The organism is Hydrogenophaga sp., from assembly GCF_026125825.1.
GTDB lineage: Bacteria > Pseudomonadota > Gammaproteobacteria > Burkholderiales > Burkholderiaceae_C > Hydrogenophaga.
The window spans coordinates 1-20,696 of record NZ_JAHCKK010000073.1; the positions used below are offsets into that span (position 1 = coordinate 1).

Annotated in this window: 20 protein-coding genes; 15 read left to right on the forward strand and 5 right to left on the reverse strand. The window is 68.8% G+C overall.

Annotation, left to right across the window (positions count from 1 at the left end):
- From KIT86_RS18865 to KIT86_RS18890, 6 genes are all read left to right on the forward strand, one after another.
- Positions 1-1,942, forward strand: a 1,942-nt coding sequence (locus KIT86_RS18865; RefSeq protein ID WP_297401201.1) for an indolepyruvate ferredoxin oxidoreductase subunit alpha, incomplete at its 5' end; no start/stop codon positions are given.
- Between the two features lie 3 nt (positions 1,943-1,945).
- The gene (locus KIT86_RS18870) at positions 1,946-3,526 is read left to right on the forward strand and encodes an indolepyruvate oxidoreductase subunit beta family protein (RefSeq protein ID WP_297401203.1); all 1,581 of its coding nucleotides are present in this window, start codon (positions 1,946-1,948) and stop codon (positions 3,524-3,526) included.
- 51 nt (positions 3,527-3,577) lie between these two features.
- Positions 3,578-4,609, forward strand: a complete 1,032-nt coding sequence (locus KIT86_RS18875; RefSeq protein WP_297401205.1) for a TRAP transporter substrate-binding protein — start codon at positions 3,578-3,580, stop codon at positions 4,607-4,609.
- Positions 4,610-4,612: 3 nt separating this feature from the next.
- Positions 4,613-5,119, forward strand: coding sequence for a TRAP transporter small permease (locus KIT86_RS18880; protein WP_297401207.1), 507 nt, complete (start codon positions 4,613-4,615; stop codon positions 5,117-5,119).
- A complete protein-coding gene (locus KIT86_RS18885; protein WP_297401209.1) occupies positions 5,109-6,410 on the forward strand; it encodes a TRAP transporter large permease in 1,302 nt (433 codons plus the stop codon). Before KIT86_RS18880 ends, KIT86_RS18885 begins: the two co-directional genes overlap by 11 nt.
- Before the next feature lie 36 nt (positions 6,411-6,446).
- Entirely contained in the window at positions 6,447-7,148 is a 702-nt protein-coding gene (locus tag KIT86_RS18890; RefSeq protein WP_297401211.1) for a dienelactone hydrolase family protein, read from the forward strand.
- Here the strand turns inward: KIT86_RS18890 and KIT86_RS18895 are convergent.
- Positions 7,111-8,070: an EamA family transporter gene (locus KIT86_RS18895; protein ID WP_297401213.1), complete on the reverse strand. Its 960-nt coding sequence runs from the start codon at positions 8,068-8,070 to the stop codon at positions 7,111-7,113. The genes KIT86_RS18890 and KIT86_RS18895 overlap by 38 nt on opposite strands.
- A gap of 70 nt (positions 8,071-8,140) precedes the next feature.
- Here KIT86_RS18895 and KIT86_RS18900 point away from each other — a divergent pair, with 70 nt between their 5' ends.
- The gene (locus tag KIT86_RS18900) at positions 8,141-8,620 is read left to right on the forward strand and encodes an Lrp/AsnC family transcriptional regulator (RefSeq protein WP_297401215.1); all 480 of its coding nucleotides are present in this window, start codon (positions 8,141-8,143) and stop codon (positions 8,618-8,620) included.
- 2 nt (positions 8,621-8,622) lie between these two features.
- On the opposite strand, the gene KIT86_RS18905 is transcribed toward KIT86_RS18900, so the two are convergent.
- Positions 8,623-9,537 carry a LysR family transcriptional regulator gene (locus tag KIT86_RS18905; RefSeq protein ID WP_297401217.1) on the reverse strand — a complete coding sequence of 305 codons (915 nt, stop codon included), beginning with the start codon at positions 9,535-9,537 and terminating at the stop codon, positions 8,623-8,625.
- 136 nt (positions 9,538-9,673) lie between these two features.
- Between KIT86_RS18905 and gcl the strand changes: the two genes are divergently transcribed.
- The 8 genes from gcl (at position 9,674) to KIT86_RS18945 (ending at position 18,811) form a co-directional block, all read left to right on the forward strand.
- On the forward strand, positions 9,674-11,461 hold the full coding sequence (gcl, locus tag KIT86_RS18910) for a glyoxylate carboligase (protein ID WP_297401219.1): 1,788 nt from the start codon (positions 9,674-9,676) through the stop codon (positions 11,459-11,461).
- 30 nt (positions 11,462-11,491) lie between these two features.
- Positions 11,492-12,310, forward strand: coding sequence for a hydroxypyruvate isomerase (gene hyi / locus KIT86_RS18915; protein WP_297401221.1), 819 nt, complete (start codon positions 11,492-11,494; stop codon positions 12,308-12,310).
- Complete coding sequence (locus KIT86_RS18920; protein WP_297401223.1) at positions 12,307-13,239, forward strand: 2-hydroxy-3-oxopropionate reductase; 933 nt, start codon at positions 12,307-12,309, stop codon at positions 13,237-13,239. The genes hyi and KIT86_RS18920 overlap by 4 nt, the downstream gene beginning before the upstream one ends.
- Positions 13,240-13,299: 60 nt before the next feature.
- Positions 13,300-14,625, forward strand: coding sequence for a glycerate kinase (locus tag KIT86_RS18925; RefSeq protein WP_297401225.1), 1,326 nt, complete (start codon positions 13,300-13,302; stop codon positions 14,623-14,625).
- Positions 14,626-14,721: 96 nt separating this feature from the next.
- The gene (locus KIT86_RS18930; protein ID WP_297401226.1) at positions 14,722-15,354 is read left to right on the forward strand and encodes a DUF3348 family protein; all 633 of its coding nucleotides are present in this window, start codon (positions 14,722-14,724) and stop codon (positions 15,352-15,354) included.
- 4 nt (positions 15,355-15,358) lie between these two features.
- Positions 15,359-17,605: a DUF802 domain-containing protein gene (locus KIT86_RS18935; protein WP_297401227.1), complete on the forward strand. Its 2,247-nt coding sequence runs from the start codon at positions 15,359-15,361 to the stop codon at positions 17,603-17,605.
- On the forward strand, positions 17,605-18,267 hold the full coding sequence (locus KIT86_RS18940; RefSeq protein WP_297401228.1) for an OmpA family protein: 663 nt from the start codon (positions 17,605-17,607) through the stop codon (positions 18,265-18,267). Before KIT86_RS18935 ends, KIT86_RS18940 begins: the two co-directional genes overlap by 1 nt.
- A gap of 1 nt (position 18,268) precedes the next feature.
- Complete coding sequence (locus KIT86_RS18945) at positions 18,269-18,811, forward strand: DUF2894 domain-containing protein (RefSeq protein ID WP_297401229.1); 543 nt, start codon at positions 18,269-18,271, stop codon at positions 18,809-18,811.
- Between the two features lie 60 nt (positions 18,812-18,871).
- On the opposite strand, the gene KIT86_RS18950 is transcribed toward KIT86_RS18945, so the two are convergent.
- The 3 genes from KIT86_RS18950 to KIT86_RS18960 all read right to left on the reverse strand — a co-directional run.
- On the reverse strand, positions 18,872-19,309 hold the full coding sequence (locus KIT86_RS18950) for a VOC family protein (RefSeq protein WP_297401230.1): 438 nt from the start codon (positions 19,307-19,309) through the stop codon (positions 18,872-18,874).
- A 14-nt stretch (positions 19,310-19,323) separates the two neighbouring features.
- A complete protein-coding gene (locus tag KIT86_RS18955) occupies positions 19,324-20,085 on the reverse strand; it encodes an ABC transporter permease (protein WP_297401232.1) in 762 nt (253 codons plus the stop codon).
- Between the two features lie 2 nt (positions 20,086-20,087).
- Positions 20,088-20,696, reverse strand: a 609-nt coding sequence (locus KIT86_RS18960) for an ATP-binding cassette domain-containing protein (protein ID WP_297401231.1), incomplete at its 5' end; no start/stop codon positions are given.

Below are 20,696 nucleotides of genomic sequence, written 5' to 3' on the forward strand. Positions count from 1 at the left end.
CGAGGCCTGCACGAACGAGAGTTCGGCGGCCGCGATGCTGGCCGCGTCCATCATGTACCCGGTGCGCGGCGCGGTCACCTGGAAATCGGTGGTCGGCACCAACGTCGCCTCCGACGCGCTGTCCAACCTGGCCTCGCCGGGGGTGATGGGCGGCGCGCTGATCGTCGTGGGCGAGGACTACGGCGAAGGAGCGAGCGTGATCCAGGAGCGCACGCACGCCTTCGCGATGAAGTCCGCGCTCTGGCTCATGGACCCGCGTCCCAACCTTCCCACCATCGTGCGCATGGTCGAGAAGGGCTTCGAGCTCTCCGAGGCGTCCAACACACCGGTGATGATGGAGTTGCGCATCCGCGCCTGCCATGTGCAGGGCAGCTTTGTGGCCAGCGACAACATCGCACCGGCGATCTCCAGCCGCCTGCTGCAACAGGAAGCGGCCTCTTTCGACTATGGCCGGCTCTCGCACCCGCCGTCCACCTTCCGCCATGAAAAGCACAAGTACGAAGTGCGCATGCCGGCGGCGCGAAAGTTCATCGAGGAAGCCGGCCTGAACGAACACTTTGGCGGGCGCCACGCCGAGGTGGGCCTGATCGTGCAAGGTGGCCTCTACAACACCACCATGCGGGCGCTGCAGCAGGCGGGCCTGGCCAATGGCTCGGGCGAGAGCGACATCCCCCTGCTGGTGCTTAACGTGGTGTACCCGCTGGTGCCCGAGCAGATCGCCGCCTTCTGTGCCGACAAGCGCGCGGTGCTGGTGATCGAGGAAGGCCAGCCCGAGTTCATCGAGCAGGACATCGCCACACAGTTGCGCCGCGCCGATCTGCAGACCCGCCTGCACGGCAAGGACCTGCTGCCCATGGGGGGCGAGTACACCGCCGAGATCCTGGTCAAGGGCATCACGGATTTCGTGCGAGAGCACCTGCCCTCGCTGGACACGGCGGCTGCGACCACCTTCAGCGCCGAGCTGGCCGAGGTGCGCGAGCGCGCGCTGGCCGAGCTCGGTGGCGGGGTGCCCGCGCGCCCGCCCAACTTTTGCACCGGCTGCCCCGAGCGGCCGGTGTTCAGCGCGCTCAAGCTGGTCGAGCGCGAAGTGGGCAAGCTGCACATCTCGACCGACATCGGTTGCCATTCCTTCGCCACCTTCGAGCCGTTCTCGTTCGGCAACTCCATCCTCGGCTACGGCATGAGCATGGCGTCCAGCGCGGCGGTGAAGAACTTCTCGGCCAAGCGGCCCATCGCCATCATGGGCGACGGCGGCTTCTGGCACAACGGCCTGCTCTCCGGCGTGAGCTCGACCCTGCTCAACCAGGGCGACGGTGTGCTGGTGATCATGAAGAATGGCTACACCTCGGCCACCGGCACGCAGGAGACCATGTCCACGCCGGCCTCCGAGGCCAAGCGCGTGGCCGAGGGCTCCAGCGCCACGGCCGACGAGATGACGATCGAGAACACGCTGCAGGGCATGGGAGTGAAGTGGGTCAAGACGGTCCACAACTACCGTGTCTCCAAAGTTCGCGACGTGTTGAAGGAGGCGGTGAATTCGCCGTTCAAGGGCCTCAAGGTGGTGATCGCCGAGGGCGAGTGCCAGCTCGAACGCCAGCGGCGGCTCAAACCCATCCGCGCGCGCCGCCTCAAGGAAGGCCTGCGCAGCGTTCGCACGCGCTACGGCGTGGACGAGGACACCTGCACCGGCGATCACTCATGCATCCGCCTCTCGGGCTGTCCCACGCTCACCGTCAAGCCCACGAACGATCCCCTGCGGCGCGAGCCCGTGGCGCACGTCACCAACGGCTGCGTGGGCTGCGGCCTGTGCGGCGAGGTGGCCGATGCCGCCGTGCTGTGCCCTTCCTTCCACAAGATCGAAATCGTCACGCACCCGAGCTGGTGGGACCGCCTCACCGACCGCTTCAACCGCTTCTTCATCGGCCTGCTGCAGCCGGCCTGAGCCATGAACCCACAAGACAACTCCTACGGCATCCTGATCGCCGCGCTCGGCGGCGAAGGCGGCGGCGTGCTGGCCGACTGGCTGGTGCAGTGCGCGCGCCGCCACGGCCTGCCGGTGCAGGCCACCTCGGTGCCCGGCGTGGCGCAGCGCACCGGCGCGACGAGCTACTACATTGAACTGCTGCGCGAACCTGCGGGCCGCGCCTCCAACCCCGTTTTCGGCCTGACACCCGTGGCGGGCCGCGTGGACGTGCTGGTGGCCAGCGAGCTGCTCGAAGCCGCCCGCATGGTCGAACGCGGCTTCGTCACCGGCCGCACGACGCTGATCGCGTCCACACACCGCGTCTACACCACGGTGGAGAAGATGCACATGGCCGATGGGCGGCAGGACCCGCAGCGGCTGGAGGACGCGGCGCGCGCGCTCGCGCGCCACGCTGTGCTGTTCGACATGGAAGCCGTGACGGTGAAGACCGGCACGGTGGTCTCCGCCGTGATGTTTGGTGCGCTCGCTGGCGCGGGGGTGCTGCCCTGGCCGCGCAGCGTGTGCGAAGACGTGATTCGCGAATCCGGCAAGGGCGTGCAGGCCAGCCTGGCCGGTTTCGCCGCCGCGTTCGACGAGGCCGCGCAACCGTCCACCCCCGCCCCGGCGTTGTCGAAGGACGCGCTTGAGGTGCTGGCCGAAGCCCAGCTGCCACCGACCCGGCAGGGTGAATGGATGTTGCGATTGCAGGCATGGCCCAGCGCCGTGCAGCTGCTCGCCGCGCACGGCGCGCTGCGCTGCCGCGACTACCAGAACGACCGCTATGCCCAGGTTTTCTTTGACCACGTGCAGGGCCTGGTGGACGCGGCCGTGCCGGCCGCAGGCGATGCGCTGGAGGAGGCTGTTCGCCACCTCGCGCTGTGGATGTGTTTCGAGGACGTGATCCGCGTGGCCGACCTCAAGACCCGGCGCAGCCGCTATGCGCGCGTGGCCAGCGAAGCCCAGGCCAGGCCGGGTGACGTCGTGCGCGTCACCGAGCACTTCAAGCCGGGCGTGGACGAAGTGGCGGCGGTGCTGCCGCGCGCCCTGGGCCAGTGGCTCGTGGCGCTGGCCACCCGGCGTGGCTGGATGGGCAAGGCCCACGTGAGCCTGCACATCCGCTCCACCAGCCTCTGGGGGTACCTCATGCTGCGCAGCTTGGCCTGGCTGCGCCCGCTGCGGCCGCGTTCGCTGCGCTATGCCCAGGAGCACGACACGCTGGGCGTGTGGCTGGCGGCCATGCGCCAGGTGCTGCGGCAGTCGCCAGCGCTGGCGCTGGTGCTCGCTGGCCTGCCGCAGGTGCTCAAGGGTTATGGGGACACCCAGGCGCGCGGGCGTGAGAACTACGCCCGGCTGTGGGCCACGCATGTCGAGCCGGTTTTGGGCGGGGCCGCCGAAGCGGAGCAGGTCGCACCGCGTTTGCGCGAGGCGCTGCGCACCACGCTGGCCGATCCCGAAGGCAAGCTCAACCAGGCGCACCGCGCCGCGCCCGGGCCGAAGGCGCAACCCGTGTTCTGGGCCGCGAAGGCGCCACCCCGGGAAACCACGCTCACCCCTCGCGCATGAATGCCTGCAACATGCGCCTTTCTTGAAAACCTCAACAACCAGGAGACAAAGATGAAAAACCCGATCAAGACTTCCCTGCGCGGCGTTGCCATTGCAAGCCTGTTGCTCGGCGCAGCCATTGCGCAGGCGCAGGACAAGGCGGTCGAACTGAAGTTCGCGCACTGGCTGCCGGCCTCGCACCCGCTGGCCAAACTCGGCTTCGAGCCGTGGGCCAAGTCGGTGGAAGCGGCGTCCAAGGGCTCGATCAAGGTCGCCCTGTTCCCGGCGCAGCAGCTCGGCAAGGCCGCCGACCACTACGACATGGCGCGCGACGGCATCGCCGAGATGACCTGGGTCAACCCCGGTTACCAGGCCGGCCGCTTCCCCATGATCGCCGCCGGTGAACTGCCTTTCCTGATCGCCAAGCCCGGTCCTGGCTCGGCCGCGCTGGACCAGTGGTACCGCTCTTATGCCGCCACCGAGATGAAGGACGTGAAGTTCTGCTTTGCGCACGTGCACATCGGCACCTTCCACGCCAAGAAGCCGATCACCGAACCCGGCCAGCTCAAGGGCATGAAGATCCGCTCGGCCAACGGCACCGTGGCCCAGACCATGACGCTGCTGGGCGCGACCAACGTGCAGGTCTCGGCCCCCGAGGCGCGCGATGCACTCGACAAGGGCGTGGCCGATGCCATCACCTTCCCCTGGAACTCCATCGTTTCCTTCGGCATCGACAAGGCCGTCAAGTTCCACAGCGACATGCGCTTCTACGCCTCCGACTTCGTCTGGGTGCTCAACAAGCCGTGGTACGACAAGCTCGCGGCTGGCCAGAAGAAGGTCATCGACGACCACTGCAACAACGAATGGGCCGGCAAGGTCGGCGGCGCCTGGGGCGACGAGGAAGATTCGGGCCAGGCCAAGCTGGAGAAGACGGCCGGCCACACCATCGTCCCGATTTCGCCCGCGCAGCTCGATGTGTGGAAGAAGGCGGTCGATCCGGTGTACGCCCAATGGGTGAAGGCCGCCGATGCATCGGGCAACAAGGGCCAGGCCGCGCTGGACGACTTGCGCAAGGAACTGGCCCACCGCAAAGCCGGTAACTGATTGATGAAGCGCCTGTTCTCGGCCATCGAGACGGTGGCCGCGCTGTTTCTGTTGCTGATCGCGTTGCTCACAGCCGGCAACGTGCTGCTGCGCTATGCGTTCAGCATGCAGATCCCCGACTGGTTCGACGGCACGCAGATGCTGCAGGGCATCGCGATGTTCTGGGGCATCGCCCTGGCCACCTACTACGGCACCCACATCGGCGTGGACATCGTGTGGGAGCACCTGAGTCCCAAAGGCCAGCGCCGCATGGACCTGCTGGCCACCGCCCTGACCGCCGCCTTCCTCGTGCCCCTGGCCTGGATGGTCTGGGTCAAGGTGGGCGGCACCGGCAGCCAGGGCACCATGGACCTGCGGCTGCCGCTGCAGTGGTTCTACAGCGTGGCGGCCGTGGGCGCCAGCGTGGCGGCGGTGCTGGCCTTGGTGCGTCTCATGCATCTGTGGCAGGGCCGCGCGGCCAACGCCGATCCGGTGGACGACGACGTGCCAGGAGCGGCCCATGGATCGTGATCTGGTGGCCCTTCTGGGCTTCGTGGGCATGTTTGCCCTCATGGCCGTGCGCGTGCCCATCGGCATCGCCATGGGCGTGGCCGGCGTGGGGGGCTTCGCGCTGCTCTCGGGCACCACCCCCGCCCTGAACCTGCTGGCCAACGTGCCGCTGTCGGTGCTCACCGACTACAACCTCATCGTGATCCCGATGTTCATCCTGATGGGCGCCTTCGCCTCGCATTCGGGCATGAGCACCGAGCTGTTCAAGGCGGGGCGGGCGTGGCTGGGCCACCGGCGCGGCGGCCTGGCGCTGGCGTCCATCGCGGCCTGCGGCGGCTTCTCGGCCATCAATGGTTCGTCGGTCGCCACCGCCGCGACCATGACGCAGGTGGCCCTGCCCGAGATGCGCCGGGCGGGTTACCACCCCGGCTTCTCGGCCGGGTTGATCGCGGCCGGTGGCACGCTGGGCATCATGATCCCGCCCTCGGTGATCATGGTGCTCTACGGCATCATGACCGAGACCGACATCACCAAACTCTTCGCCGCCGGCATCATCCCCGGCTTCATGGCGATCGGGTTCTACAGCGTGGTGGTGGCCGTCGTGGCGCGCCTGCGGCCCGATACCATGCCCAGCGGCGAGCGCATGGGATGGGGCGAGCGCTTTGTCTCGCTGCGGCCACTCTGGGCGGTCGTGGTGTTGTTCGTGTTCGTGCTGGGCGGCATCTACGGTGGCCTCTTCACCGTGCAGGAAGCCGCCGGGGTGGGCGCGATCGGCACGCTGGTCATTGGCATGCTGCGCGGGCGCCTGGGCTGGAAGCAGATCAAGGCCGCGCTCATCGGCGCGCTGCGCGTGTCCTCGGCCATCATGATGATCGTGGTCGGCGCCTACCTGTTCGGCTACTTCCTCACCATCACCCAGTTCACGCAGAACGCGGTGGAGTTCCTGGTGCACCTGCCGGTGGGGCCGTATGGCGTGCTGGCGCTCATCATGGTGGGCTACCTGATCCTCGGTGCGGTTATGGACGAACTCGCGATGATCCTGCTGACCGTGCCCATCGTGTTCCCCGCGATGATGCAGCTGGGTTTCGACCCGGTGTGGTTCGGCGTGATCGTGGTGATGGCGGTGACCTTCGGCATGATCTGCCCGCCCGTGGGCATGAACGTGTTCGTGATCAACTCCATCGCGCGCGACTTGCCGCTGGGTGCGATCTACAAGGGCACCATGCCCTTCATCGCGGTCGACGTGGTGCGCCTGCTGATCCTGTGCGCGTTCCCGGCCCTCTCGCTGTGGTTGCCCGGGTTCATTGAGTAGCGGCGTGGCGCCCCGGGGGGCGCTATGCTGCCGTTCATGAACACCCCATTCCTTGAAACCCTCGAAGCGTTGAGCGGCGGCGACGCCGCCGCTCAACCCGTTGCGTCCATCATCGTGCTGCACGGCCTGGGCGCCGACGGCAACGATTTCGTGCCGATCGCGCGCGAGCTGGACCTGAGCACGGTCGGCCCGGTGCGATTCGTGTTCCCGAGCGCTCCTGTGCAGCCGGTCACGCTCAACGGCGGTTACCGCATGCGCGCCTGGTACGACATCCACCCTCCCAGCGCCAACCCGGCCGTGCCGCGCCTGGAGGACGAGCCCGGCCTGCGCGCCGCGCAGGGGCTGGTGCAGGGCCTGATCGACCGCGAGGTCACGCGTGGCGTGCCGGCCCATCGCATCGTGCTCATGGGCTTCTCGCAGGGCTGCGCCATGACACTCATGACCGGCCTGCGCGCCCCGCAGCGGCTGGCCGGTCTGGTCGGGCTGTCGGGCTACCTGCCGATTGCCGGCACCACCGACGCTGAACGCGGCGAAGCCAACCGGGCCACGCCGATCTTCCTGGCGCACGGCGAAGACGACCCCATGGTCACCATCGACCGCGCCATTGCCTCACGCGACGAGCTGCAGCGCCTCGGCTATGACGTGGAATGGCACACCTACCCGATGGAGCACACCGTGAGCACGCAGGAGGTGGACGACCTCAATGCGTGGTTGTTGAAGGTGCTGAGCGCCCCCTGAGCGCGCCGGCCAGGCGCGCGATGTCGCGCCCGTAGAGGATGAGCGCCAGCGCCAGACCGATCACCGGCATGGCGACAAACACCCAGCCGGTGAGTCGCTCGCCCCCCAGCCACACGCCCACGCACAGGGCCACGACCGGGTTCACGAAGGAGTAGCTGCCCGCCAGCGCGGCCGAGGTGTTCTTCAGCAGCCAGAGGTAGGCGTTGAGCGTGACCATGGTGCCCATGACCACCAGGTACAGCCAGGCCAGCACCGAGGCCGGCGACACCTGCTGCCAGTCCACGGCGCGCGCGCCCGGCTCCCAGAGCCAGGCCACCACCAGCCCGAGCAGGCCACCCAGCAGCCACTGCGCGGCCGAGGCCATGGCCGGCGGGGGCAGGGCCATGCGGCGCGAGGCGTAGGAGCCCAGGCTCCAGGCCAGGGGTGCACCGAAGGCGCACAACGAGCCCAGCAGCGTGGTCGAAAAGTCGCCCTCCAATGCCAGCAGCAGCGCGCCACCAGCGCCCAGCGCCAGGCCGATCCAGCTGGTCAGCGGCACACGCTCGCCGCCCCAGCGCGTCCACAGCGCCAGCCACATCGGCATGGTGGTCACCACGGTGGCCATCAGGCCAGAGCCGATGCCGGCTTTCTGCGCCAGCACCACCAGCGCCATGGCCGCAAAGGCCATCAGGCCGCCGATGAGCGCGCTGGCGCGCCACTGCGCCGCCGTCGGCCAGGCCTGACCTTGCCAGCGCGCGATGCCCAGCATGAGCACCCCGGCCATCACGAACCGCGCGCCATTCATGAGCACCGGCGGCAGGGACTGCATCGCCACGCTGAGCGCGAAATAGGTCGTGCCCCAGACCAGGTAGACGATCAGCAGCGCCCCGCCCAGGCGCAAGGTCTGGCGGTCCGGGCGATTCAGGTTGAAAATGGCAGGCATCGCGAGTTGGTTGGCGGAAATTATTCGGCAGATCGCTTGATGACTGTATTTTGATCACAATATCGGCCGTATGCAAGCAAATATCAATATCGACGACACCGATGCCAGAATTCTTACGGTATTGAGCGCCGACAGCCGGCGTTCTTATGCCGAGGTGGCGTCCGAGGTGGGCCTGTCCACAGCCGCCGTGCATGAGCGCGTTAAGAAGATGGCCGAGCGCGGCGTGATCGAGCGCTTCGCGCTGCGCGTGGACCCGGACCGCGTGGGCCTGCGCTTCACCGCCTTTGTGGCGATCCGCAACGACGGTGGCGCGCACTGCCGCGATGTGGCGCCCCGTTTGCGCGAGCTGCCCGAGGTGCTGGAGCTGCACAGCGTGGCTGGCGAGCACGATTTCCTCGCCAAGATCCGCACCACCCACGCGCGCGCCCTCGAAGAGGTGCTCTACAAGATCAAGGCCATTCCGGGCGTGGCGCGCACCACCAGCACCGTGGTGCTCAACACCGAGTTCGAGGACCGGCCCCTGCAGTTGCCGGGCGACCGCGAGGCCTGAACTCAGTGCCCCTCGCGCAGCCAGTAGCCGGGCTGCGCATAGACCTTCTTGAGGTGGTCGATGAAGAAGCGCACCTTGGCCGGGAGGTGCCGCTGCTGTGGGTAGACGGCCAGGATGTCGTAGGCGGGCAGGGCGAATTCGTCCAGCACCGTCACCAGCTCGCCACGCTGCAGTTGCGCCTGGATCTCCCAGGTGGAGCGCCAGCCCAGCCCCATGCCCTCGCTCACCCAGCGGTGCAACAGTTCGCCGTCGTTGCAGTCCAGGTTGCCTTCCACCCGCACGGTCACGGTTCGATCGCCCTGCTGGAAGTACCAGCCGCGCTGCTGGCCGCCCTGAAGGTTGAAGGCCAGGCAGTTGTGCGCCTTCAGATCGTCCAGCGTGCGCGGTTTGCCGTGCTTGCGAAAGTAGGCCGGCGTGCCGCAGACCACGCGCTGGTTGGTGGCCAGGCGCACGGCGACGAAGTTGGGGTCGATCGCGCCGCCGATGCGCAGGCCCAGGTCGTAGCCTTCGCGCACCAGGTCCACCACGCGGTCGGTGAGGTTGAACGAGAGCTTGACCTCGGGGTTGGCCTTGAGAAAGGCGCTGGCGTGCGGTGCCACGTGCAGGCGCCCGAACGCCGCCGGGGCCGACACCACCAGGTGGCCGCTGGCGCGGTGCTTCTGCGCCGACACCGTGGCCTCGGCCGCCGACCACTGCGCCAGCAGCGTGCGACATTCGTCCAGGAAACCCGCGCCCTGCTCGGTGAGCGCCAGTCGCCGGGTGGAACGGTGGATGAGCTGCGTGCCCAGCCGGCGCTCCAGCGCGTCGATGCGCCGGCCCATCATCACCGGCGTGATGCCCGCGTGCAGCGCGGCGGCGGCCAGGCTGCCGTGCTCCATCGCCATGACGAAGGCCTCGATTTCCTTGAAGCGGTCCATGGCGGCATGTTAACGCCGCGTCCGGCCCATTGCATACCTGGAGTATCGAATCGGCGTACCGCCATTGGCATTCCCAAGAGGGAGGGTTCTCCCTAGCATCGAACCCAGTCCCTCAACCCAGGTAAGGAATCGCATCATGGCCCGAATGACCGCGGCGCAGGCCGCCATCTGTGTGCTGGAGAAGGAAGGCGTCTCGCAAGCGTTTGGTGTGCCCGGCGCCGCCATCAACCCGTTCTACGCCGCCATGCGCCAGCGCGGCCACATCAGCCACATCCTGGCGCGGCACGTGGAGGCCGCCTCGCACATGGCCGAGGGCTACACCCGGGCTCGCGCCGGCAACATCGGCCTGTGCATCGGCACCAGCGGGCCGGCCGGTACCGACATGATCACCGGGCTGTACTCGGCGCAGGCCGACAGCATCCCCATCCTCTGCGTCACCGGCCAGGCGCCACGCGCGCGGCTGTACAAGGAAGACTTCCAGGCGGTGGACATCGAGAGCATCGCCAAGCCGGTCACCAAGTGGGCCGTGACGGTGCGCGAGCCCGCGCTGGTGCCGCGCGTGTTCCAGCAGGCCTTCCACCTCATGCGCTCGGGCCGCCCGGGGCCGGTGCTGATCGACTTGCCCTTCGACGTGCAAATGGCCGAGATCGAGTTCGACCCCGACACCTACGAGCCCCTGCCGGTCTACAAGCCCGCCGCGAACCGCAAGCAGATCGAGAAGGCGCTGGACATGCTGGCCGCCTCGACCAAGCCGCTGATCGTCTCCGGTGGCGGCGTGATCAACGCCGATGCCTGCGCCCGCCTGCAGGAGTTCGCCGAACTCACCGGCGTGCCGGTGATCCCGACCCTCATGGGTTGGGGCTCGATCCCCGACGACCACCCGCTCATGGCGGGCATGGTGGGCCTGCAGACCAGCCACCGCTACGGCAACGCCACGATGCTTGCGAGCGACTTCGTGCTCGGCATCGGCAACCGCTGGGCGAACCGCCACACCGGTTCCATCGAGACCTACACCCAGGGGCGAAAGTTCGTGCACGTGGACATCGAGCCCACGCAGATCGGCCGCGTGTTCGATCCCGACTACGGCATCGTCTCCGATGCCAGGGCCGCGCTGCAACTGTTCGTGGAAGTGGCGCGCGAGCGCAAGGCCGCCGGCCACTGGCCGAGCTACGCCAGCTGGGCCGGCCGCTGCGCCGAGCGCAAGCGCCTCATGCTGCGCCAGACGCACTTCGAGCAGATCCCGATGAAGCCGCACCGCGTCTATGAAGAGATGAACCAGGTGTTCGGCCGCGACACGGTGTACGTGAGCACCATCGGCCTGTCGCAGATCGCGGGCGCGCAGTTTCTGCACGTCTACGGCCCGCGCCAGTGGATCAACTGCGGCCAGGCCGGCCCGCTGGGCTGGACCTTGCCTGCCGCGCTGGGCGTGGTCGCCTCCGACCCGACGAAAAACGTCGTCGCGCTCTCGGGCGACTACGACTTCCAGTTCCTGATCGAGGAACTCGCGGTGGGTGCGCAGTTCCACCTGCCTTACGTGCACGTGCTGGTGAACAACGCCTACCTCGGCCTGATCCGCCAGAGCCAGCGCGGCTTCGACATGGACTACTGCGTGCAGCTGGCCTTCGACAACCAGAACATGGAGGCGGGCGCGGGCGAGCTGCGCGGCTACGGCGTGGACCACGTCGCCGTGGTCGAGGGGCTGGGCTGCAAGGCCCTGCGCGTGACCGACCCCGAGAAGCTGCAGGGCGCCCTGCGCGAGGCCCAGCAGCTCGCCGCGCGGCACCGCGTGCCGGTGGTGGTGGAATGCATACTGGAACGCGTCACCAACATTGCCATGGGCACCGAGATCGACAAGATCAACGAATTCGAGGCCATCGACTGCCGCGCCCCGCAGGGCCTGGAGACGGTGGGACTGCTGGACTGACCCCGAGAACAGAGACAAGGACATCCTCACATGCCGACCTTTGCCGCCAACCTCTCCATGCTCTGGAACGAGCTGCCCTTCCTCGACCGCTTCGCCGCTGCCGCGCGCGCGGGCTTCAAGTCGGTGGAGTTCCTGTTCCCCTACGACTTCGAGCCCGACGAGATCAAGCAGCGCCTGACCGACCACCAGCTGCAGCTGGTGCTGCACAACATGCCCGCGGGCGACTGGGCCGCCGGCGAACGCGGCAAGGCCTGCTGGCCCGGCCACGAAGACGAGTTCCGCGCCAACGTGGCTCGCGCCCTGCAGTACGCCACCGCGCTGGGGGCACCGAACCTGCACTGCATGGCCGGTATTCCACCCCGCGGCGCGGCCACTGCCCAGGTGCAGGCCACGCTGGTGAGCAACCTGCGCTTTGCCGCCGAGGCCGCGAAGCAACAAGGCGTGCGCCTGTTGCTCGAACCCATCAACCATTTCGACATGCCCGGCTTCTTCGTGAACCGGCCGCGCCAGGCGATCGCCCTGATGGACGAGGTCGGCTCCGACAACCTCTTCCTGCAGTACGACATCTACCACGTGCAGCGCATGGAGGGCGAGCTGACCCACACCATCAGGGACCTGCTGCCGCGCATCGCCCACATGCAGCTGGCTGACACACCCGGGCGTCACGAGCCGGGCACCGGCGAGATCAACTACCGCCACTTGTTCGACGCCATCGACGACCTGGGCTACACCGGCCAGATCGGCTGCGAATACAAGCCGCGCGACCCGGGCCCCGGCGGCACCGATCGAGGACTCTCCTGGGTGGCCGCGCACGGCCAGACGCTCGAACTGCAAGGAGAGCCGGCATGACCCGGGACGGACTCAAAGTCGGCTTCATCGGCCTGGGCATCATGGGGGCGCCCATGGCGCTCAACCTGCTCAAGGCCGGGCACGCGCTGTTCGTTGCCAGCCGCGGCAAGATCCCGGCGGTGTTCGCCGAAGCCGGCGCCACCGTGTGCACCAACGCCACCGAGGTGGCGCGGCGCGCCGACATCGTCATCACCATGGTGCCCGACACGCCGCACGTGGAGGACGTGCTGTTCGGCGAGAACGGCGTGGCCAGGGGCCTGAAAGACAGCGAGCCCGGCGCGGACGGCCGGGTCGGCAAGCTGGTCATCGACATGAGCTCCATCAGCCCCATGGCGACCAAGGCATTCGCCGGAAAGATCAACGCGCTGGGGTGTGACTACCTCGACGCGCCGGTCAGTGGCGGCGAGGTGGGCGCCAAGGCCGCGAGCCTGACCATCATGGTCGGTGGCCCGCAGGCCGCGTTCGACCGCGCCCAGCCCCTGTTCTCGGCCATGGGCAAGAACATCACCCTGGTGGGCGGCAACGGCGACGGCCAGACCACCAAGGTGGCCAACCAGATCATCGTCGCGCTCAACATCGAGGCCGTGGCCGAGGCCCTGCTGTTCGCCAGCAAGGCCGGTGCCGACCCGGCCAAGGTGCGCCAGGCGCTCATGGGCGGCTTCGCGGCCAGCCGCATCCTGGAAGTGCACGGCGAGCGCATGGTCAAGCGCACCTTCAACCCGGGCTTTCGCATCGAGCTGCACCAGAAGGACCTGAACCTGGCGCTGCAGGGCGCGAGGGAACTCGGCCTGAGCCTGCCGCACACCGCGAGCGCGGCGCAACTCATGCAGAGCTGTGCGGCCCACGGCATGGCCGGGCTGGACCACTCGGCCTTGTGCCGCAGCCTGGAGCTGATGGCAAATCATGAAATCGCCGCCACCCCGGGTTGATGCCCGGGGTGTTACCGGTCTGTAACTTCTGGCGCCCGGGACTCGCTAGACTTCTGCCCCATGCCTCAGCCGACCGCCACCCCCAGCCTGAACGACCCCCGCGCCCTGCTGCGCCACCTGTACGACGTGGCGGTGCAGCGCGCGCTGCCCCTGCACAACACGGCTGCGAGCCTGCCTCCGCCGCCCAAGGGCCGCACCCTGGTGCTGGGCGCGGGCAAGGCCGGCGGCGCGATGGCCCAGGCGGTGGAAGCCCTGTGGCCGGCCGATGCGCCGCTCTCGGGCCTGGTCGTCACCCGCTACCACCACACGCCGCCCCGGCCGCAAGGCCTGCCGCAGCGCATCGAGGTGGTGGAAGCCTCGCACCCTGTGCCCGATGCCGCCGGGCTCGACGCGGCGCAGCGCATCCTGAAGCTCGCCGCAGGCCTCACGGCCGACGATCTGGTGCTGTGCCTGATCTCCGGCGGCGGCTCGGCGTTGCTCACGCTGCCCTGCGAGGGACTCACGCTGGAGGACAAGCAGCGCATCAACCGCCAGCTGCTGGAAAGCGGCGCGCACATTGGCGAGATGAACACGGTGCGCAAGCACCTCTCGGCCATCAAGGGCGGGCGCCTGGCGGCTGCCTGCGCGCCCGCGCGCGTGGTCACGCTCACCATCAGCGATGTGCCCGGCGACGACGTGAGCGTCATCGCCAGCGGCCCCACGGTGGCCGACGCCTCCACGTGCGCCGAGGCGCTGGACATCCTGCGCCGCTACGGCATCGAGGTGCCGCCTGCGGTGCGCGCGCAGCTGGACAGCGGCGCACTCGAAACCCCCAAGCCCGGTGACGCGCGCCTGCAGGGTCATGTGGTGGAACTCATCGCCACCCCGCAGCAGAGCCTGGAGGCCGCTGCCGAGGCGGCCCGGGCTCTGGGCCTGAACGTGGTGATCCTCAGCGACGAGATCGAAGGCGAGTCGCGCGAGGTCGGCAAGGTGCACGGCGCGATGGCCCGCTCCACCGCGCTGGGCCGCAGCAGTTTCCAGAAGCCCTGTGTCATCCTCAGCGGCGGCGAGACCACCGTCACGGTGCGCCCCCGCGCCCCAGGTCAGGCCAAGGGCCGGGGCGGGCGGGCCGGCGAGTTCTGCCTGGGCCTGGCGCAGGCCCTGGGCGCGCAGGCCGGCGTTTGGGCCCTGGCGGCCGATACCGACGGCATCGACGGGGTAGAGGACAATGCGGGTGCGCTGGTGACGCCCGACACCCTGGCCCGGGCCAGCGAGAAGGGCCTCAAGCTCACCGACCACCTGGCCCGCAACGACGCCTACGGCTTCTTCGAGCCGATCGGCGACCTGGTGATCACCGGGCCCACGCACACCAACGTGAACGACTTCCGGGCCGTGCTGGTGGTGTGACACCGGCGCGTCCCGCCCGGCGGCCTTTCGCCGCCGGGGGGCCCCACAACCTGCTTGATGTCGATCGCGCCCGCCAGGGCGCCCTAGGAAAGTCTTTTGCGCAGCCATTTCAACCGTTCTGCCCTGGTGCGTCAGCTCGCCGGCTGGATGCCTGCGTCGGCGGACGTGCCGCGCCAGGACATGGCCGAGCGGCTGGGCGAATGGTTGAACGTGGCCGACGCCATCGCCCTGCATTCGCTGCACCAGACCCTGCCCTCGGTGACAGCCCGGCGCGCCGCCATCAAGACCGGCGCGGTGGAGGCGCGGGCCGAGCTGGAGCGCCTGCGCGCCACGCTCAGCCAGTCCATCGCCACGCCCCCTCAACCCCCGGTGGATGCCAGCGACGCCGAATTCGCCCCTCATCACCAGCGCTGCCTTGACCAGCAGCGCCGCATGGAGATGGGCGTCGATGCGCTGCGAGGCCACCTGCGCCAGACCCTGGCCGCCACCTCGCCCCGCCTGGCGCAACTCGCGGCGCTGGACGCCACGCTCGACCAGATGCTGGGCGGGCGCGAGCAGCGGCTGCTCGCCGGCCTGCCCGCGTTGCTCAAGGCGCGGTTCGAGCAACTGCGCCAGTCCCATCCCGACACATGGCCACCCCTGTTCGAGCAGGACTTCCAGCAGGCCCTGCTGGCCGAGCTCGACCTGAGGCTGCAGCCGGTGGTGGGCATGATCGAAGCCATGAATTGAATCCATGAACAGCCCTTCCCTGAACCGTTTGATTTTCATCGCCGCCTTCGTCCTGGGCCTGCTGGCCATCGCCTGGGTGGGCGCGGGTTTTGTCGGCTCCAGCCTCTTCGCCCTGGCCATGACCGCGGTCATCGGCGCGGTCTACTTGCTGGGGGCGCAGGAAATCCGGCGCTACCGGCAGACCACCGCCTCGCTTGCGCAAGCCCTCGCGCAGGTGCCGCAGCCACTGGCCACCCTCGGCGACTGGCTCGTGCGCGTGCCTCCCGGCCTGCAGAACGCCGTGCGCCAGCGCATCGAGGGCGAGCGGGGCGCGCTGCCCGGCCTGGCGCTCACGCCTTACCTGATCGGCCTGCTCGTGATGCTGGGCATGCTCGGCACCTTCCTGGGCATGGTCGTCACCTTCAAAGGCGTGGTCTTCACGCTCGAAGGCTCGGCCGACCTGCAGGCCATCCGCACGGCGCTGGCCGCGCCCATCAAGGGCCTGGGCCTGGCCTTCGGCACCTCGGTGGTTGGCGTGGCCACCTCGGCCATGCTGGGCCTCATGTCCGCCATCGCCCGGCGCGAGCGCGCCGACGTGGCGCGTCAGCTCGAAGCCCACACCGCCACCGTGTTCCGGCCCTTCTCCCTGGCGCACCAGCGGCAGGCCACCTTCGACGCACTGCAGCAGCAGGCCGGCGTGCTGCCCGCGGTGGCGAGCCAGCTGCAGGCGCTGATGGAGCAGATCGAACGCCGCGGCCAGCAACTCGACGAGCAGCTGCTGAGCCGGCAGGCGCAGTTCCATCAGGCCGCCAGCGAGGCCTACCAGGGCCTGGCGAAATCCGTCGAGCAGTCGCTCAAGGACAGCGTGAGCGCCAGCGCCCGCGCGGCCGGTGAGAGCCTGCAGCCGGTGGTGGAGAGTGCCAGAGGCACCATCGCGCTCATGGAGCAGATCGAGCGCCGCGGCCAGCAGATGGACGAGCAACTGCAGGCGCGCCAGGCGCAGTTCCACCGCGAGGCCGGCGAGGCCTACCAAGGCTTGGCGGCGTCGGTCGGCCAGTCGCTCAGAGACAGCCTGAGCGCCAGCGCCCGCGCCGCCGGCGAAAGCCTGCAGCCGGTGGTGGAGAACGCCATGAACGCGCTCGCGCGGGAATCGGCGCAGCTGCACGAGCGCGTGAGCGCGGCGGTGCAGGCGCAGATGGCCGGCGTGTCGGAGCGCTTTGGCGCCACCGCCAGCACCGTGGCCGAGGGTTGGACCCAGGCGCTGCAGCAACACGCCCGCACCAGCGAGCAGCAGGCGCAGGGCCTGGACCGCGCCCTCACAGCCTTCACCACCGGCTTCGAGCAGCGCTGCGCCGCCTTGATCACCGACGTGCAGGAAACCGTGAGCCGCTCGCACGCCGCGCAGACCACGGCCGACCAGCAGCAACATGCCGCCTGGACACAGGCCCTGCAGGCCATGGCGACCACGCTGCAGGATCAGTGGCGGCAACTGGGCGCGCAGACCCTGGCCCAGCAACAGGCCGTGGCGCAGACGCTGGAGCAGACGGCGACCCTCTGGCGCGACGAGCTCGCCAACCTGCGCCGCGAGGAAGCCGCGCGCGACCAGGCCAGCGCGCAGCGCGTGGGCCAGCTGCAGGCGTCGCTCAACGACCAGGTGGCCAGCCACCTCGCCACGCTGGGCACCGCGCTGGAAGCCCCCATGGCGCGCCTGCTGGACACCGCGGCCGAGGCCCCCAAGGCCGCGGCCGAAGTGATCGCCCGGCTGCGCGAGGAGATGAGCCAGCTCACCGCGCGCGACAACAGCGCGCTGCAGGAGCGCGCCACCCTCATGCACAACATCGACGCGCTGCTCCAGTCCGTGCAACAGGCCACAGGCGAACAGCGGGCCGCCGTCGAATCGCTCGTCAGCTCTGCCGGCGCGGTGCTGGATCAAGTGGGGCGGCAATTCGCCGACACGGTGGGCGCGCAGGCCGTGCGCGCCGAAGAGGTGGCCGCGCAGGTCAACGGCAGTGCGATCGAACTCGCCGCCCTGGGCGAGGCCTTCGGCCACGGCGTGCAGCTCTTCAGCACCACCAATGAGCGGCTGATCGAGAACCTGCAGCGCATCGAAAGCGCTGTGACGCAGTCCATGGCGCGCAGCGACGAGCAGCTCGCCTACTACGTGGCGCAGGCGCGCGAAGTGATCGACCTGAGCATCAGCTCGCAGCAGGGCATCGTCGAAGACCTGCGCCGCCTGCGTGGCCCGCAGCCGGGCGAGAAGAAGGCCTCGTGATGATCGGGCTGGACGACCGCCACATCGAGGACGAGGACGGCACCGAGCACACCGCGCCGGTGTGGGCCGTGTTCGGCGACCTCATGTCGGGCCTGGTGGGCGCCTTCGTGCTCATCCTCGTCGGTGTGCTCGTGGTGCAGATGGACCTCGTGGCCAGCCTGCAGGCCGAGGTGCAGAAGCGCCAGCAGGAAGAACAGCGCCGCATGGCCCTGGAGAAAGCCCTGGCCATTCCGCTGCAGAACGGCCGCGTGACGCTGGACAACGGCCGCATCGGCATCAGCGGCAGCGTGCTGTTTGCGCTGAACTCCGACGAACTGCGACCCGAAGGCCGGCAGATCCTGCGCAGCCTGGTGCCGCCGCTGCAGGTCTACCTCGGCGAGCGCGACGAGATGCTGATGGTCAGCGGCTTCACCGACGACCGCCCGGTGCAGGCCACCAACCAGCGCTTTGCCGACAACCTCGAACTCTCGGCCCAGCGCGCGCTCACGGTCACGCGCGCGCTGATCCAGGAAGGCATGCCGCCGCAGCGCGTGTTCAGCGCGGCCTTCGGCGCCGAGCAGCCCGTGGCGCCCAACACCAGCGAGAAGGGCCGCGCGCTCAACCGCCGCGTGGAGATGGCGCCCGTGCCCAAGACCACCCCGGCGCCCACCCCCAAGCCCTGAAATGAGCGACGACGCCGACGCCGTGCACGCCCACTACGTGGCCGCCTTGACGCGGCGCCTGCAGGCCGCGCCCGAAGCCGTGCAACGCGTGCTGCGCGCGAAGCTGCCGGCGGTGGCGACCGTTGAACCCGATGCGCAGGCTACGGCCGTGCCCGCCACACCGCCCCGGCGCCCGCGTGCGCCACCACCCAGGCCGCTCACCCCGCTGGGCCGGCTCAACCAGCACATCGCCACCGCCGCCCAGGCCGCGGGCACCACCGCCGGCCGCTCCGAGCTGCGCAGCGCGCAGGCGTTTCGCGAAACCTGGTCGCGCCTGTGCGCCGAAGATGAGGTGGTGCAGGCCGTGCAGCGCGGCCCCGAGAACGCCGGCCCGCTCAACTCGCACATGCTGGTGCTGCGCACGCTGGGCCTCATGCGCGAACTCTCGCCAGACTACCTTCGCCGCTTCATGGCGCACGCCGACACCCTGCTGTGGCTGGAGCAGGCGAGCGCCCAGCTCAAGCAACCGGCGGCCAAACCCAAGGCGTCGCGGCAGAAAAAATGAGGGGCCTCAGGGGCCCGTTTCCACCGGCATCGCGCACCGGCTGCCGTCCGTGCGCCAGCCTCATCCCAGCGCGTCCAGCCCCGGGTTGAACACCACTTCCCACAGGTGTCCGTCCGGGTCCTGGAAGTGGCCGGCGTAGCCGCCATAGAAGGTCTCTTGCGCGGGCTTGACGATCCGCGCGCCAGCATCGGCGGCCTGCTGCATCACGGCGTCCACTTCGGCGCGCGAGTCCACGTTGTGGCCCAGCGAGAGCTCCAGCGCACTGGAGGCCTGCGCGCTGGTCGAGAGCAGTGGCAGGCCCGTGTCGGAGGCAAGGCTGCGGCGCGGCCACAGCGCGAGCTTCAGGCCGTGCTGCAGGTTGAAGAAGGCCACGGCGCCGTGCTCGAACTCGGTGCCGACGATCCCCTGGGTGGCCAGGCCCATCCCGTCGCGGTAGAAAGCCACCGCGCGCTCGAGGTCGTCCACGCCGAGGGTGATGACCGTGATGTGAGGCTTCATGGGCCGCACGCCCTTCAGCGGCGCAGCTTGTAGCCGGTGCGGAACACCCACCAGATGAAGCCCAGGCACAGCGCCATGAACACCAGCGTCATGCCCGTGCTCACGGCGATGTGCACATCGGCCACGCCATAGAAGGCCCAGCGGAAACCGCTGATGAGGTAGACCACCGGGTTGACCAGCGAGACGGTCTGCCACAGCGGCGGGAGCATGCTGATGGAGTAGAACGCGCCACCCAGGAAGGTCAGGGGCGTTACCACCAGCAGCGGGATCACCTGCAGCTTCTGGAAGTTGTCGGCCCACAGGCCGATGATGAAACCGAACAGGCTGAAGGTGACGGCCGTCAGCAGCAGGAAGCCGAGCATCCACACCGGGTGCGCGATGTGGTACGGCACGAACACGCGCGCCGTGAGCAGGATCAGCAAGCCCAGCATGACCGATTTGGTGGCCGCCGCGCCCACGTACCCCAGCAGCACCTCGATCCACGACACCGGCGCGGACAGCAGCTCGTAGATGGTGCCCGACCACTTGGGCATGTAGATGCCGAACGAGGCGTTGGAAATGCTCTCGCTCAGCAGCGAGAGCATGACCAGGCCGGGAATGATGAAGGCGCCGTAGGTGACACCGTCGATATTGCCCATGCGCGAGCCGATGGCGGTGCCGAACACGATGAAGTAGAGCGAGGTGGTGAGCACCGGCGCGAGGATGCTTTGCGTGATGGTGCGGAAGGTGCGCGCCATCTCGAAGCGGTAGATGGCCTTGATGCCATGGATGTTCAGTGTCATGCGCGGGCCTCCTGCTTCTTGTGGACAAGGCTCACGAAGATGTCCTCGAGCGAGCTTTCGCTGGATTGAAGGTCCTTGAAGTCGATCCCCTGCGCGTGCAGCGTGCGCAGCAGCTCGGCGATGCCGGTCTCGTCCTTCTGGGTATCGAAGGTGTAGGTCAGCGTCTGGCCCGCGCCCGAGAGCTCCAGCGGCCAGCGCGCGAGCGCCTCGGGCACACGCTCCAGCGGATGCTGCAGCGTGAGCACCAGCTGCTTCTTGCCGAGCTTGCGCATCAGCTCGGCTTTGTCCTCGACCAGGATGATTTCGCCCTTGGACATGACGCCGATCCGGTCGGCCATCTCCTCGGCTTCCTCGATGTAATGCGTGGTGAGAATGATGGTGACGCCGGACTCGCGCAGCGTCCGCACGATCGCCCACATGTCCTTGCGCAGCTCGACGTCGACGCCGGCGGTCGGCTCGTCGAGGAACAGGATGCGCGGCTCGTGCGCCAGCGCCTTGGCGATCAGCACGCGCCGCTTCATGCCGCCGGACAGCGTCATGATCTTGTTGTCTTTCTTGTCCCACAGCGACAGGTCGCGCAGCACCTTCTCGACATAGGCGGGATC

What these genes read in the sequence shown, in the direction of transcription:
- KIT86_RS18895 (WP_297401213.1), bottom strand. Translation starts at nt 8,070, where the DNA reads ATGCCTGCCATTTTCAACCTGAATCGCCCGGACCGCCAGACCTTGCGC.
- hyi (WP_297401221.1), top strand. Translation starts at nt 11,492, where the DNA reads ATGCCGACCTTTGCCGCCAACCTCTCCATGCTCTGGAACGAGCTGCCC.
- KIT86_RS18880 (WP_297401207.1), top strand. Translation starts at nt 4,613, where the DNA reads ATGAAGCGCCTGTTCTCGGCCATCGAGACGGTGGCCGCGCTGTTTCTG.
- KIT86_RS18905 (WP_297401217.1), bottom strand. Translation starts at nt 9,537, where the DNA reads ATGGACCGCTTCAAGGAAATCGAGGCCTTCGTCATGGCGATGGAGCAC.
- KIT86_RS18940 (WP_297401228.1), top strand. Translation starts at nt 17,605, where the DNA reads ATGATCGGGCTGGACGACCGCCACATCGAGGACGAGGACGGCACCGAG.
- KIT86_RS18900 (WP_297401215.1), top strand. Translation starts at nt 8,141, where the DNA reads ATGCAAGCAAATATCAATATCGACGACACCGATGCCAGAATTCTTACG.
- KIT86_RS18870 (WP_297401203.1), top strand. Translation starts at nt 1,946, where the DNA reads ATGAACCCACAAGACAACTCCTACGGCATCCTGATCGCCGCGCTCGGC.
- KIT86_RS18890 (WP_297401211.1), top strand. Translation starts at nt 6,447, where the DNA reads ATGAACACCCCATTCCTTGAAACCCTCGAAGCGTTGAGCGGCGGCGAC.
- KIT86_RS18885 (WP_297401209.1), top strand. Translation starts at nt 5,109, where the DNA reads ATGGATCGTGATCTGGTGGCCCTTCTGGGCTTCGTGGGCATGTTTGCC.
- gcl (WP_297401219.1), top strand. Translation starts at nt 9,674, where the DNA reads ATGGCCCGAATGACCGCGGCGCAGGCCGCCATCTGTGTGCTGGAGAAG.
- KIT86_RS18950 (WP_297401230.1), bottom strand. Translation starts at nt 19,309, where the DNA reads ATGAAGCCTCACATCACGGTCATCACCCTCGGCGTGGACGACCTCGAG.
- KIT86_RS18875 (WP_297401205.1), top strand. Translation starts at nt 3,578, where the DNA reads ATGAAAAACCCGATCAAGACTTCCCTGCGCGGCGTTGCCATTGCAAGC.
- KIT86_RS18935 (WP_297401227.1), top strand. Translation starts at nt 15,359, where the DNA reads ATGAACAGCCCTTCCCTGAACCGTTTGATTTTCATCGCCGCCTTCGTC.
- KIT86_RS18925 (WP_297401225.1), top strand. Translation starts at nt 13,300, where the DNA reads ATGCCTCAGCCGACCGCCACCCCCAGCCTGAACGACCCCCGCGCCCTG.
- KIT86_RS18920 (WP_297401223.1), top strand. Translation starts at nt 12,307, where the DNA reads ATGACCCGGGACGGACTCAAAGTCGGCTTCATCGGCCTGGGCATCATG.
- KIT86_RS18945 (WP_297401229.1), top strand. Translation starts at nt 18,269, where the DNA reads ATGAGCGACGACGCCGACGCCGTGCACGCCCACTACGTGGCCGCCTTG.